The 13,970-nt window shown below is 72.4% G+C and carries 7 protein-coding genes; 4 read left to right on the forward strand and 3 right to left on the reverse strand.

The genetic code is table 11. The features are described from left to right. Positions 1 to 395: 395 nt before the first annotated feature. Entirely contained in the window at positions 396 to 989 is a 594-nt protein-coding gene (gene idi / locus CED_RS17275) for an isopentenyl-diphosphate Delta-isomerase (RefSeq protein WP_035734199.1), read from the reverse strand. 417 nt (positions 990 to 1,406) lie between these two features. Between idi and bioB the strand changes: the two genes are divergently transcribed. Continuing rightward, positions 1,407 to 2,489, forward strand: coding sequence for a biotin synthase BioB (gene bioB, locus CED_RS17280; protein WP_035912358.1), 1,083 nt, complete (start codon positions 1,407 to 1,409; stop codon positions 2,487 to 2,489). 47 nt (positions 2,490 to 2,536) lie between these two features. Further along, entirely contained in the window at positions 2,537 to 5,473 is a 2,937-nt protein-coding gene (locus tag CED_RS17285; RefSeq protein ID WP_035912317.1) for a toll/interleukin-1 receptor domain-containing protein, read from the forward strand. Positions 5,474 to 5,512: 39 nt separating this feature from the next. On the opposite strand, the gene CED_RS17290 is transcribed toward CED_RS17285, so the two are convergent. Further along, the gene (locus CED_RS17290) at positions 5,513 to 7,522 is read right to left on the reverse strand and encodes a serine/threonine-protein kinase (protein ID WP_051868885.1); all 2,010 of its coding nucleotides are present in this window, start codon (positions 7,520 to 7,522) and stop codon (positions 5,513 to 5,515) included. Next, positions 7,513 to 12,144: a WD40 repeat domain-containing protein gene (locus CED_RS17295; protein WP_051868886.1), complete on the reverse strand. Its 4,632-nt coding sequence runs from the start codon at positions 12,142 to 12,144 to the stop codon at positions 7,513 to 7,515. The genes CED_RS17290 and CED_RS17295 overlap by 10 nt, the downstream gene beginning before the upstream one ends. Before the next feature lie 517 nt (positions 12,145 to 12,661). Here CED_RS17295 and CED_RS17300 point away from each other — a divergent pair. Next, complete coding sequence (locus CED_RS17300) at positions 12,662 to 13,252, forward strand: RNA polymerase sigma factor (RefSeq protein WP_035734204.1); 591 nt, start codon at positions 12,662 to 12,664, stop codon at positions 13,250 to 13,252. A gap of 87 nt (positions 13,253 to 13,339) precedes the next feature. After that, the coding region (locus tag CED_RS17305) for a hypothetical protein (RefSeq protein WP_035912319.1) at positions 13,340 to 13,970 on the forward strand (631 nt) is incomplete at its 3' end.

Consider the following 13,970-nt stretch of genomic DNA (forward strand, 5'->3'; position numbering starts at 1 on the left):
GGACTCCACCTACGCGGATCCATCCTCTGGCTACGCAGCCTCCCGACCCCATGATCCGAACCCAGAACAGGCCCTAGTGCTGGTTCGCTGCACCCGTCAGCCGCCGGTTCGACCGCCAAGCAGTGGACGGTAGGTCCGATCGCCTCGGTCATCGACCATGTCCGGGATGCCGTGACGCGGCGGGGTGCCGTGGACTGACGCCGTGCTCCTGCCACCCGCGTCGCGGTGTCGTCGTCGCCACGGACCCCCGGGTCGGGGCCGGCGGCGGACGGTCGCGCGGCGTCCGGGACCATCCGCGGTTCGGTGGCCCCGGGCGTCAGCGCCGGCACGGCAACCCCTCCGGAACAGGATGCCCTCCGGAACAGGACGGAGGGTCGGCTCGCCGGATGGCCGGCTCAGGCGTGGGTTCCGCCGGAGACGAGGGAGAGCGCGGCGGTCAGCGGATGGGCCGCCGCGCTGAACGCCGCCATCTGGTCGACCGACCAGGGGCTTAGCGCCCAGGGCGCGGCGGCGGCCACCCGGCGGTAGTCGTCCCACTCGACCCAGCGCCACTCGACCACCTCGGCCGGGTCCGGATCCGGGTCCCCGAGCGCCCGCGCCACGTAGACCGGGCAGACCTCGTTCTCCACGAGACCGTCGGCGGCGGTGGCGCGGTAGGCGAAGTCCGGCAGCGCGCAGTGCAGGTCGGTCAACTCCAGGCGGAGTTCCTGGCCTACCCGGCGCTCGACGGCCCGCGCCAGATCCTCGCCTGGGCGGGGATGCCCACAGCAGCTGTTCGTCCACACCCCCGGCCAGGTCCGCTTGTCGAGCGCCCGGCGGGTGACGAGCAGCCTGCCGGACGGGTCGAAAAGGTAGGACGAGAACGCCAGGTGCAGGGGGGTGTCGAGGCCGTGCACGGCGATCCGCGGCGCCGTCCCGCAGGGGCGGCGTTCGGCGTCGAGGAGCACGACCTCGTCGGCGGGCGGGACCGACGCGGTGTCACGCGACACCGTCTGTGGTGACGCCGCGTCACGCGGCACCGTCACGACGTCGGAGTCGGATCCTTGCGGGCTCACTGGTGGGCCTCACTTTCCGGTCGAAGGTCCAGTTTCCACTCGAAGGTCCAGTCGCTGGTTCGGTCGGTGTGGGGTGGGCGCCGGCGACGCTGTCGCCCGACACGCACGCGTCGTTCTCCTCCACCCGGGATCCAGTCGCCACATACCCATCCTCCCCTTCCTGCCCGCCGGCGCCGGTTGGCCACGTCCACGTCCGGGCAACCCCGGCCGTACCCCCGCCCCGGCGTGGGCGATCGCTGGTTCCGATCAAGGCAACGATGAGAGTGTGGACGCGGCGGAAGGACGATCACCCGCAGGTTTCCGCCGCCCGCCAGTGCCCGCCGTGCCAGCAGAGGATCGAGGATGACGGACATGGACCTGTCAGCCACTCTGAACAGCCTTGTCAGCAAGGGGGTGAGTGGTCAGGCTCCGACCCGGGACGAGGCCCTGGCCGTCCTGCGCAGTGACGACGACGATCTCTTGGACGTCGTCGCCGCCGCCTACCGGCTCCGGCGGAGGTACTTCGGCAGGCGTGTCAAGCTGAACTTTCTGGTGAACCTCAAGAGCGGACTCTGTCCGGAGGACTGTTCCTATTGCTCGCAGCGGCTCGGTTCGAACACGGGAATCCTGAAGTACACCTGGCTCAAGCCCGAGGAGGCCGCCGCGACGGCCGGCGCCGGCATCTCGGGCGGTGCCCGCCGGGTGTGCCTGGTCGCGAGCGGCCGCGGGCCGACGGACCGGGACGTCGACCGAGTGGCGGACACGATCGGCGCGATCAAGACCGCGCATCCGGACGTGGAGGTGTGCGCGTGCCTCGGCCTGCTGTCCGACGGGCAGGCCGCACAGCTGCGGGCGGCCGGTGCGGACGCCNACAACCACAACCTGAACACGGCCGGTGAGAAGTACGCAGACATCTGCACGACGCACACCTACAACGACCGGGTCGACACGGTGCAGGAAGCCAGGCACGCCGGCCTCTCACCCTGCTCGGGTATCATCGCCGGCATGGGGGAGAGCGACGAGGACCTCGTCGACGTCGCCTTCGCGCTGCGCGAGCTCGCCCCGGACTCCATCCCGGTCAACTTCCTCATGCCATTCGAGGGCACGCCCCTGGGGGCGGAATGGAACCTCAACCCCCGGCAGTGCCTGCGCATTCTCGCCATGGTCCGGTTCGTCAACCCCACGGCCGAGGTGCGGCTCTCGGGCGGCCGGGAGATTCATCTCGGCTCGATGCAGCCCCTCGCCCTCTCGGTGGTGAACTCCATCTTCCTTGGTGACTACCTGACCAGTGAGGGTCAGGAGGGCCACCAGGACCTGAAGATGATCGCCGAGGCGGGATTCACGGTGGAAGGCCTCAACACCGACGCCGAGGCGGCGCTGGCCATGGGCGCGGGCCTGGAGCGGGTCGCGCTACGTCAGCGCGGTGCCGGCACCGACCTGCCGCCCAACGCCTGATCCCGGCCTTCACCTCTCGACTGGCGGGGCGTCCGGGTGGCCAGCCGATGAACCCGGCTGGCACGGATACCACCCACGACGCCGGGAAGACGGTGGACTTCTTCGTCTCCTACGCCGGCGTCGACCAGGCGTGGGCGGAGTGGATCGCGGACACCCTGGAGAGGGCTGGCCGCCGCGTGCTGCTCGAGGCATGGGACTTCGTCCCCGGGTCGAACTGGCCTGCGCTCGTCCAGGCGGGACTGACCACCGCAGGCCGGCTCCTGGCGGTGCTGACCCCGGCCTATCTCGCCTCGGTCGGCGCGGCGGCGCAGTGGCAGGCGATCTGGGCGGCGGACATGGGCGGGCGGGGACGCCGGCTGATTCCGGTGCAGGTCGAGCCGTGCGAGCCCGGCACGCTCGGCCTGCTCGGCAGCCTCACCTGGATCGACCTGACCGACCTGACCGACCTGGCCGGGCCGGGCGCCGCCGCAGCCGCTCGCGCCCGGCTGCTGGACGGGATACGTGCCGCCGTGACAGGGCAGGTGCGGTCGGTCAATCCCACGCCGCTCCCCACCCGCGACACCCGTGACACCCGCGACGTGCCCGCGGCGGCGGANGAGTCCGAACGGGCAGCGCGGTATCCGGGTCGGCCCCCGCTCGTGTGGGGGCTGCCGCCGGAACTGGTGCGTAACCCCCGCTTTGTCGGGCGTGCATCCGAACTCGCCGAGCTGCGCGCGCGACTGACGGGCTTCGACNGGGCCGTGCCCGGCCCCGGTTCCCCTGTGCCGGGGGTGCGGGCCCAGGTGGTGCATGGCCTGGGCGGGGTCGGCAAGACGGAGCTCGTCGTGGAGTTCGCCTACCGGTACAGCCACGCCTACGACCTGGTCTGGTGGATCCGCGGCGACAAGATGACGGAGGTCGTCGCCGGCCTCGCCGCCCTCGCGGCCCAGCTGGGACTCGCCCACGTGGAGGGGGACGAGGCAGCGGCCGCCGCGGCGGCCGAGGCGTTGCGCGCCGGTCGACCTCATCGCCGGTGGCTGTTGGTCGTCGACAATGCCGTTATTGGCAATGCCGTTATTGGCAATGCCGTTATTGGCAATGCCGTCATGGGCAACAACGCCGGTGCTACCGCCACCAACCCCTACCTGTCCAGGCTTCTGCAGGCCGCGGAGACCGCCGAGTTCGGACATCTCGTGATTACCTCGCGCAACCCCGACTGGGCCGGTCGGGCTACCGCAACCGAGGTCGCGGTGCTGCCCCGGAGGGACACGATCGATCTGCTGAGGAGGCACCGAGCCGCGCTGGAGGACGCCGAGGCTGAGCGGCTCGCGGCCGCGGTCGGGGACCTGCCGCTGGCGGCGGAACAGGCCGGAGCCTGNCTTGCCGCCAGCGGCATGACCGTTTCGGACTACCTGGCTGCGTTGCGCGTGGAGACTCGGGAACTCCTTACCCGCGGAAAACCGGACCGCTATCCGTTCATTGTCGCCGCGGCGTGGAACCTGGCCCTGGACGAGATCGGACCGGACGAACCGGCCGTCGTCGAGCTGCTGCAGCTGGCCGGATTCTTCGGTCCGGAGCCCATCCCGCTCGACCTGTTTCCCGCGCTGGTGGTGCTGGGGGAGAGCAACGGGGAGCTGGGGGAGAGCAACGGGGAGGGGACGCTCTGGTCGGCGCTGAGCGCGGCCTGTTCCTCCCCGCTGCGCTGGGGGGACGTGGTCGCCCGCCTCCGTGCTCTCGGGCTGGGCAAGGTCGAACAGGGAACCATCACCTTGCATCGGCTGGTGCAGGCGGTGCTGCGGGNCCGGGTTCCGACGTCGCGGCACCTGGAGTTCCGGGCCACCGTCGGCTGGTTGATGATCAGGGCCCTGCCCACCGCGATCCAGGGTAATCCGGCGGCCTGGCCGCGCTGGGCCGCGCTGCTCCCACACCTTCAGGCCCAGATCGAAGCCGAGCCGTCCCCGGCGGACGCGAACGCGGCGGGCATGCTGGGGCTGGGCAATCTGGCGGCGCTCTATCTCCAGGAAACCGGACAGCTCGCCGCCGCCGTGGACCTGCACACCTGGGTGCTGGCTCGAACCGAGCAGGTCGTGGGAACCGACCACCCCAACACCCTGGTTCTCCGGAACAACCTCGCCCTCGCCCTGCAGAAGGCCGGACGCATTTCCGAGGCCATCGGGTTGTACGAGCGGATCCTGGCGCGGGCCAGCCGCATCCTCGAATCCGATGATCCCAATCTGGGGATCAGCCGTAACAATCTCGCCAGCGCCTATTGGGCCGCCGGACGCATCGCGGAGGCCGTCGAACTGCTCGAGCAGGTTGTCGACGACGCTGGACGGATCCGTGGCCCGGACCATCGCGACACCCTGCTGGCCCGGAGCAACCTGGCCAACGCATACCAGACGGCGGGGCGCTTGGCGGAGGCGATCAGGCTGCACGAAGAGGTTCTCGTCGACGTCGTCCGGGTTCTCGGCCAGGAGCATCTCACGACCTTCCTCGTGCGCAACAATCTCGCCAGCTCCTATCAGGCCAGCGGACGGACGACTGAGGCCCTCGACCTGTACGAGCAGGTACTGACCGGCCGGGAAGGCGTTCTCGGCGACAACCATCCCGACACCCTGCTCTCCCGCAGCAATCTCGCCGACGCCTACCAGGCGCTCGGACGTCTGCCCGAGGCGATCGATCTGTACGAGCGGGTTCTCTCCGATGCCCGCGGTGTTCTCGGCGCCGACCATCCACACATCCTGATCACCTGGAACAACCTGGCCTGCGCCGTTGCGGCCGCGGGGCGCCTCGCGGAGGCGATCGACCTGTACGAGCGGGTACTGGCCGACCAGCGGCGTGTCCTCGGACCGGATCACCGCGACACCCTGACCTCGCAGGGAAACCTCGCCAACGCCTACCGGGCCGCCGGACGCACGAATGCCGACGCCGCTGATGGTGCCGACCCCGCTGATGGTGCCGACCCCGCTGATGGTGCCGACGCCGCTGATGGTGCCGGGGACTGACCATCGTCCGGGTCTTCCATGCTTTGCCGGGTGACCGGTCTATGCGACCGGGAGACGGTGGATGAGGTGCTGGGCGGTGTCGACGACGAAGGCGGTGCCGTCGCTGTGGACGGTGACACCGAGCGGCCGCCGCAGACCTGTTCGGGCATCCGCGAAGATGCGGACGAGTCGATCGTGGGTGACGAGGCGGACCCGTCCCCGATCGGGGTCGGTGACCAGCAGACCGCCCGAGGGGGTGGGCGCCAGCGAGTGGGGTCGACCGACGTCCGCGATCCGGGCCGGGGCTCCGTCGTCGGGGGACGCGCCGTAGAACATCCCGGCGGCCGTGGAGATGATCCCGTCGGCGTCGACAGCCCGCAGCAGGTGATTGTCGGTGTCGGCGAGGTAGACATTCCGTCCGGGCGGGGCCGTGACGTCGTGCGGGCGCCGGAGCTGGGCGAACTGGGCGGGTCCGTGATCTCCGGACNGGCNGGGGACNCCCGCCCCCGCCAGCGGTGCCGCCCGCAGATCCGGGTCGATCCGGATCACCTGGTGGCCGCCGGTGTTCGCGACGTACACCAGGCCCGCCGCGTCGACGTAGACGCCGTGCGGATGCGCCAGGTTGAGCGAGGCGGCGTGCCGGGCGGCGGGGCCGGCCGGCGGGCCGTGACGGCCGGAGCCGGCGACGGTGACGATCCGACCGTCCGGCGCGACCCGGCGGATCCGATTATTGAAGCTGTCCGCGATGAACAGGGAACCGTCGGGGCCCAGGGCCAGCCCGCACGGGTTGTCCAGCTCGGCGTTGACGGCCGGCCCCCCGTCACCGTGCGGGCCGCTCTTGCCGGAGCCGGCCACGTGAACCGTCCGGCCGTCGCGTTCGATCCGGAGCACCCGGTGGCGTAGCCGTTGGGACACGTATACCGCACCATCCGGCGCGGCGACCACGCTGTACGGGTAGTCCACCCGCAACGGCGCGGACGTGATGTCGGCCGGGCGGAGGTCGCGCCGCGCGGTCCGGTTCAGGGACCGGCGCCGGATCACGCCGGCTGACCATCGGCGTGGTGAGGCGGTGGCTGGTGGCGGGGCGGCTGACGGCGGAGTGTCCGGCGGTGTGCGGGCTGGTGGTGTGCGGGCTGGTGGTGTGCGGGCTGGTGGACTGCCGCGCGCCGCGTCGCGCACATCGTCGTCGAGCCGCAGCGGCAGCGGGCAGCGGGTGAGCCAGCCCGCACCGAGCGCATGGGCCGTCGCGGCGGCGAGATCCAGGGCGAACGCGCGGGCCGACGGCGGGCGTGCACCGGGCTCCTTGCGCAGCGCCCGGTCCACCACCGCGGCGATTGCCGGCGGCGCGGCGTCCAGTGGTTGCGGCGCGACGCGCAGATGATGGTCCATCAGCTGCGCCATCGATAGCGCCCGGACGAACGGTGGGCGGCCGCTGAGCAGTTCGTAGAGGACGATCCCGAGTGCGTACAGGTCGCACGCCGGTCCCGGCGGCCGGCCGTCGAACTGTTCCGGCGCCATGTAGACGGGGGTACCGACGAGCGTGCTCGGGGCCGCGCCGGAAGCGCCGATGAGCTTGGCGATCCCGAAGTCGGTGACCTTCAGCAGGCCGTCGGCGCTGAAGAGAATGTTGTCCGGTTTGATGTCGCGGTGCAGGATCCCGCCCGCGTGCGCGCATTCCAGCGCGGCGGCGGTCGCCAACCCGATCGCGCAGACGACGTCGACGGTCAGCCCGTTCGCCGCGCGGGCCCGCACGGTGCCGCCCGCCAGTCGTTCCATGACGAGCAGGCACAGGTCCCCGGATTCGACGTAGTCGTAGATGCGGACTACGTGGGGATGGTCGAGTCCGGCCAGCAGGCGCGCCTCCGCCAGGAACCGACCGTGGGCGCCGCCGTCCGCCGCGCTGGTCGACAGGACCTTGATCGCAACGGTTCGACCGAGCCGGCGGTGGCGACCCGCGAGGACGACGGCGTGACCGCCGTGCCCGAGCATGGCGGTCACCTCATAGGCGGGGNGCGCCTCGGCCACCCGGTCGGTGATGAACCGTTCCGGCTCCGGTCCGGTCAGCCGCACGGCGGATCGTAGTCGAGGCCCGGCAGGTACTGTTTCCATTCCTCGCGGGTGAGCGGGTCGCCGGCCCGCGCGCACAGCCGCGTGACGACGCTCGCCGGGTCGAGGTCCCAGACGAATCCGATCACCTGGTAGGGCGCTCCGACGATGAAGGCGGTGTCCGGGGCGAAGGCGACCGCANCGAAGCCGTTGTAGCGGCCGCTGAAGGTGGCGTACGGCACCGGGTCGGCCGGATCGGACATGTCCCACAGCCGCACCACGCCGTTCGCGCCGCCGACGCCCGCCGCCATGAGCCGGCCGTCGGAGCTGAATTCGATGGAGTTGACGCCGGCCCCCAACCCGATGATCGAGGGCAGCGCGCGGGGGGCCCGGCGGTCCGTGACGTCCCACAGGGCGACCTTCGTGTCGAAGCTGCCGACGGCGAGGGTCCTTCCGTCCCGGCTGAAGGCGATGGTGATCAGGGCGCTGGTGAAGCCCGTGATCGTGCTGATGCCCGCCGGTCGGTCCGGTGTCGTGATGTCCCACAACCGGATGGTCCGGTCGCTGCTTCCGGACGCCAGGGTGCGCCCGTCCGGGCTGAAACTGACGGTGGCGACGTCGTAGCGGTGCCCTGCGAGGACGGACCGCCCCCGGGGCGTGGCCGGGGCGGAGATGTCCACCAGGGCCAGCCGGGCGCTCGTGCCGGCCAGCGCGAGGGTCCGGCCGTCCGGGCTGACCTCCAGGTCCTTGATCCCGCCGATGCCGGGATGGATGGTGGACAGCAGCCTGGGACGGTGGATGTCGGCGACGTCCCACAGCGTGACCATGCCGTCGAAGTCGGTGGCGTAGTCGAGGCTGCCGGCGATGAGGACCCTGCCGTTCGGGGTGAACCGGACGCTGCCGACCGCGGCGTTGAATCCGGTCAACGTGGCGGCCGGTACCGGCCGATCGGGGTCATGCGCATCCCACAGCCGGACGGTCTGCCCGTAGTCCCCGGTGGCTAGGACCCGCCCGTTCGGATGGNCCGCCGTCGACCACAGGAAGCGGTGGTGCCCGACCAGCACCGGCCCCGGCACGTCCCACAGGCGCAGGGTGCGGTCGTCGGCACCGGAGGCGAGGGTTCGCCCGTCCGGGCTGAAGGCCAACGCCCACGGCTTCGACGCGTGCGGCAGGACCGCGATGGCGTCGAAATGGCGGGACGGATCGTAGATCTCGACCGCGCTGTTCNCCCCCACGGCCACGAGGCCGTCCACGTTGACCGCCACCGCCTCGACCGATCGCACCTCGTCGATGACCTGGAGGGTGGTCGGCCGTCGCGGGTCGGTGAGATCGAAGACCCGCGCGGTGGTGTCGTCGCTGCCGGTCACCGCCGTCTTCCCGTCCGGGCTGATGGCGACCGCACGGACGGCCGTGTTCGCGCTGAGCACGACATTCGGGCCCGCCTCGCCCTTCAGCTCGCTCAGCTCCGCCGGGGCGGCGAGGTCCCGCACGTCCCACAGCAGGGCCCGGCCGTCGTCGCCACCGGTCAGCAGCTCGGTGCCGTCGGGACTGAACGCGACGGCACGGACGTTCGCGGTGTGGGCGGTGATCGCGCCGGCCGGCCGGATCGCGCTCACGTCGGAGACGTCCCACAGCCGCACCTGTGATCCGTACCCGCCGGTGGCAAGGACCCGGCTGTCGGAGCGGAAGGCCAGCCCGTGGATCGAGTCGGAGGCGCCGGGTAACGTCGCCGCGAGCACCGGGTGAGTGGGATCGGTGATGGTCCACAGCCGGACCGTCCGGTCGTCGCTCCCGGTGGCGACGAACCGGCCGTCCGGGCTGAACGCCACGGATTTCACCGCCAGCCGGTGGCCCCTGATCGTGCTGAGCGGGGTGCGGCNGGNGGGGNCTGACGCGGNCCACAGGGCGACCGTCCAGTCGTCGCTCGCCGTCGCCACCAGCCTGCCGTCCCGGCTGTAGGCGACCGCGCCGATCGGACGGGTCTGCGTGCCGAGGTGACGGGTGGCGAAGCCGTAGTCGCTCGCGAACGTCGACAGCACGGCGCTGCGCGCCTCCGCCGTCGGCGCCAGGCGGTAGGCGACGGCGCCGAGCTGGGCGGCGGCCAGCGGGTCGGACCTGCGTAGCTGGTCGGCCTGCCGGCCGATCGCCACCGACAGCGCCCGGTCCCGCTCGCCGGCGATCTGGGCCCGTTGCCGGAAGGCGAACGCCATCGCTCCACCGGCGATCAGGGTCAGCACCGTGAGAGCGGCGACGAGCTGGTGCAGCCGCCTGGTCCGCCGGACCTCGGCCCGCCGCGCCGCCTGCTCGGCCGCGAGGGAGGCCGCCAGAAAGTCCCGCGCGACCGGGCTCAGTGCCGTCTGCCGCTGCCCGGCCTGCGCCCACTCCCGGACGGTCGCCAGCCGACTGCCGGCGAACAGGTAGGACGGGTCCCGCCCGCCGTCGTCCCAGGTGGCCGCGGCGTCGGTGAGCCGCTGTCGGGTCACCGCCGCGGCACGATCGACCTCGATCCACTCGCGCAGCCGCGGCCACGAGCGCAGCAGCGCCTCGTGGGAGATCTCGACGGTGTCGGCGTCCACGGTGACGAGTCGGGCGGCGACCAGCGCGTCGAGGACGGCGGAGACGTTCTGGGCTGACGCCGAGTTCTGGGCTGACGCCGAGTTCTGGGCTGACGCCGACGTGGACAGCAGCTCGGTGCGTGAGACGCGGCGGCGGGTGTCGTCCGTCCCATCCCCGAACTGGATCATCTGTAGCAGGATCTGCCAGGCCGCATCCTGGCCGGCCGCGTCCAGCGTGCCGAAGGTCTCCTCCGCCGTCCGGGCGATGGCCCCCCGTAGACCCCCGGCCCGCAGGTAACCGGCCACCGTCAGAGTGCCGTTCTCGCGTTCCCGCCAGGTGGCGCGCAGCGCGTGCGCGAGCAGGGGCAACGATCCGGGGTCGGCGACGACGCCGTGCTCGTCGGCGCCGATGTCGTGCAGCATCAGATCGACCAGGCCCGGCTCCACCGTGAGCCCTACCGCCTCGGCCGGCTTCACGATGGCGTCGCGCACCTCCGCCGCGGTCATCGGCCCGACCACGACCTGCCCCGTCTGGAGCGCGTCCACCAGCTCCGGATAGGCCGCGCACCAGCCATAGAAGTCGGCGCGGACGCCGATGACGACGACCGCCGGTGGACGGGTGGCCCCGTCCCCGCGGCACGCGGCGACCAGCGCGCGGATGAACGCGCCGCGCTCCTCCTCATCCGCGCACAGGGTGAACGTCTCCTCGAACTGGTCGACGACGATCNCCNCCCGCCGGGTCGGCGGGGTGGTCCCGCCGCCGGCGGCGGCCGGACCCAGGGCGAGCAGATCCGACAGCGCCCCGACGAAACGGGCGGGTTGCGAGACGACGTCGAGCCGTGCCGCCGCGAGCACGGACAGCCCGGCCGCCTGCGCCACCGTGCGGGCCAGCTCGCGGGCCGGGTGATCCGTGGGTGTCATCAGGNCCNGCGGCCANCCGCGGGCGCCCGCCACTGCGCCCCGGGCGAGCGCCGGGAGCAGCCCGGCGCCCAGCAGCGACGACTTTCCCGAGCCGGAGGCACCGACGAGCACCAGCGGACCCGCGCCGTCCAGCCGTTCCTCCAGCCGCGACAGCGCCTCGGCCGTCGCTCGCTCCCGCCCGAAGAACCAGCGCTGCGTGCCGGCGTCGAACGAGGCGAGACCGGGATAGGGGCAGGCGGCCTCACCGGTGGTCCCCCCGCCGTCCGGTGCGCTGGGAAGCCCCGCCGGCTGTCGCGGGGTTGGAGTCACCACCGGGCCGGGGCCGTCGGTGAGCACGGTGGTCGGCGCCGGCTCCAGGTCGGCGATCGGCGGGGNGTGCGCGGCGTTGCCGGCGAGGATCACCCCATCCGACCAGGCGGCGGCGGAATGCAGCACTGCGTTCCCGGCCGCGGTGAGACGTTGGGCGAGCCGCCGGGTCACCTGCCCGACGCTCAGCTCGACCGGGCCGTCCGGGTCGCCGTTGACGAGGAGCCGGACCAGGCCGGCGGACAGCGGCGGTCCGTCATCCGCGGCCGGCCCGGTGTGCGCGGCCAGCGGCGAGGTCAGCACGAGCAGCTCCACGCCGTCGCCGGCCGCGTTGACGCCGCCCCCCGCATCTTCACGAGGACCGGGAACATCCTCGCGAAGACCGGGAACGCGAGGTGGCACCGGCGGGACGGTGGAGTTGGCGACCGTGGTCCGCACCCACAGACCGTCGACGGCGATGAGCCGGGTGGCGGCCCGGCTCGTCGCCATCGTCGCCAGGACCGACGACAACGGCAGGGCCGTGTAGGCCAGGCGATGGGGACGGCTGTCCGACACGGCCGTCGCCAGATGGATCATCCCGTCGGCGTCGACGAGGACGATGCCGGCGTAGTAGACGAGGAGAGCCTCGGTGGCCTGCTCGACGGCCGCCGCGAGAGCCTCGCCGAGATCGAGCGGGGTCGCCGGGTCGACGACCGTGCGCAGGCTTTCCTCGGCCAGCCCGCAGCGCTCCACGAACACGCCGCCGACCGCGGCCACGGCCCGCGCTACCACGGCGCCGACCTCGCCCGCCCGGTCGACGCCGGGCCCACCGAGCCCGCCCGTGCCGACGACGAGAACCCGCGCACCGGCGGATCCCAGAACCAACCGCGACGTCCGCGACGTCGATGAACGAGCCACAGCTCTCGCCCTGCCCCCCGTGCCCGACATAAGCGGCCAGATGCCCCCGACCAGGTCATCCAGCTGGCGCATCAACCATAGATCAATCCGACGGCGCCCGGGCGGAATGCCGCGGAACCCGAACGTTATCCTCGGGGCGCGGCTGAGTCTGACCGTGCCAGTGCGTTGTCGCTGTGCTATGAGCAAGCCCCCCATGTCCGGCCGTTCCGGGCGAGGTCGCATCATCTGCGCGGTGAGCGAGAGCGCGGAGCTGAGCGCAGATGCGGTCGCCACTGAGGGCATCCCGCGACGATCATCTTCCTCGGTGAGGCCGGCCTCGGCGGGGCCGGCCTCCGCGCCTGGCGGCCCGGCGGCGCTGGTGCCGGCGCCGGCGGCCGGCCACCAAACCCGCGCCGGGGTCGGCAGGCCGTCCGTTGGGGAGCCGTCCCCCAAGGAGCCGTCCGTCAAGGAACCGTCCGTCGAGGAGTCGGATCTTTCCTCGGCGGTGAGCGGGGCACGCCGCGGTGACGAGGCGGCCTTCAGGCTGCTCTACCGGACGATCCAGCCGGGTCTGTTGCGGTACCTGCGGGTACTCGTCGGTGACGAGGCCGAGGATGTCGCGTCCGAGGCATGGCTGCAGATAGCCCGGGACCTGCCGTCGTTCCGTGGGGACTTCGACGGGTTTCGCGGCTGGGTAGCCACGATCGCGCGTCATCGCGCGCTCGACCAGCTGCGCCGGCGATCTCGCCGCCCGCGCGGTGACGTACCGGTCGAGACGGTGATGACGGAGATGGCCGCGCCCGATGACACCGCCGGCGAGGCGTTGGAGGCGATGTCCACCGAGGCCGCCATGCGCCTGATCGCGGGCCTGCCGTTGGACCAGGCGGAGGCGGTGCTCCTGCGGGTGGTCATGGGGCTGGACGCGAAGACCGCGGGGCGGGTTCTGGGCAAGCGCGCCGGCGCGGTCCGCACCGCGGCGCACCGGGGGCTACGCAGGCTTGCCGAACAGCTCGGTGATGGTGGGGGCACCGGGGTTGGTCGACCGGAGGCAGGTGAACCAGGTGAACATGGTCGGGGTGGCGGCGCGCGGCGATGACCATGGGCTCCGGCCAAGTGCAACACGGCCAGGTGTAACACGGCCAGGTGTAACACCGGTGAGGGCTTCGACGCTGAAGGACGTGAGATGAGCACACACCGACCCCGTCGGATCGGCCGGGGCGCCGCGGAGCGGATGCTTCGCGGCGGCCCGGTCAATGCGGGGGCCGGTGCGGATCCCCTTGCCGATCTGCTCGCCGCCGTGGCCGCTCCGGCCCGCGAGGGCGAGCTCGACGGTGAGGAAGCGGCTGTGGCCGCTTTCCGGGAGGCGCGTCTCGCTCACGTCACCCAGCCGCGGAGAGAGCCCATGTCCAAGTTGTTGCTCGCGNAGTTCCTGACCGCGAAGGTCGCCGCCGTGGCGGTCGCGGCCACGGCCGTCGGAGGCGTCGCCGCCGCCGCCGGCACAGGAGTACTGCCCGTCCCCGGTGTAGGTGGCAGCGCCGCTGTGTCCCCGGTGGCTACGCCCTCCGCCGAGGTGACCGCGCCGCGGGTCTCAGTGCCGAGCGCCGGTGCGTCCGTCTCGGCGTCCCTGCTCGCGCTGTGCCATACCTACACGGCCGACGCCGGCGCGGCTCTCAGTTCCCCGGACCTGAACGCGCTGGTCACTGCCGCTGGCGGCAGTGACCAGGTCGGCGCCTTCTGCGCGAAGGCCCTGCGGGCCGAGGCCAGCGCCGGGGTGGGTGCGGCCGCCGGGCCGGGCGGCACGGGTGCCGGCGCGC

It is taken from the genome of Frankia sp. CeD (genome assembly GCF_000732115.1).
GTDB classification, from domain to species: domain Bacteria; phylum Actinomycetota; class Actinomycetes; order Frankiales; family Frankiaceae; genus Frankia; species Frankia casuarinae.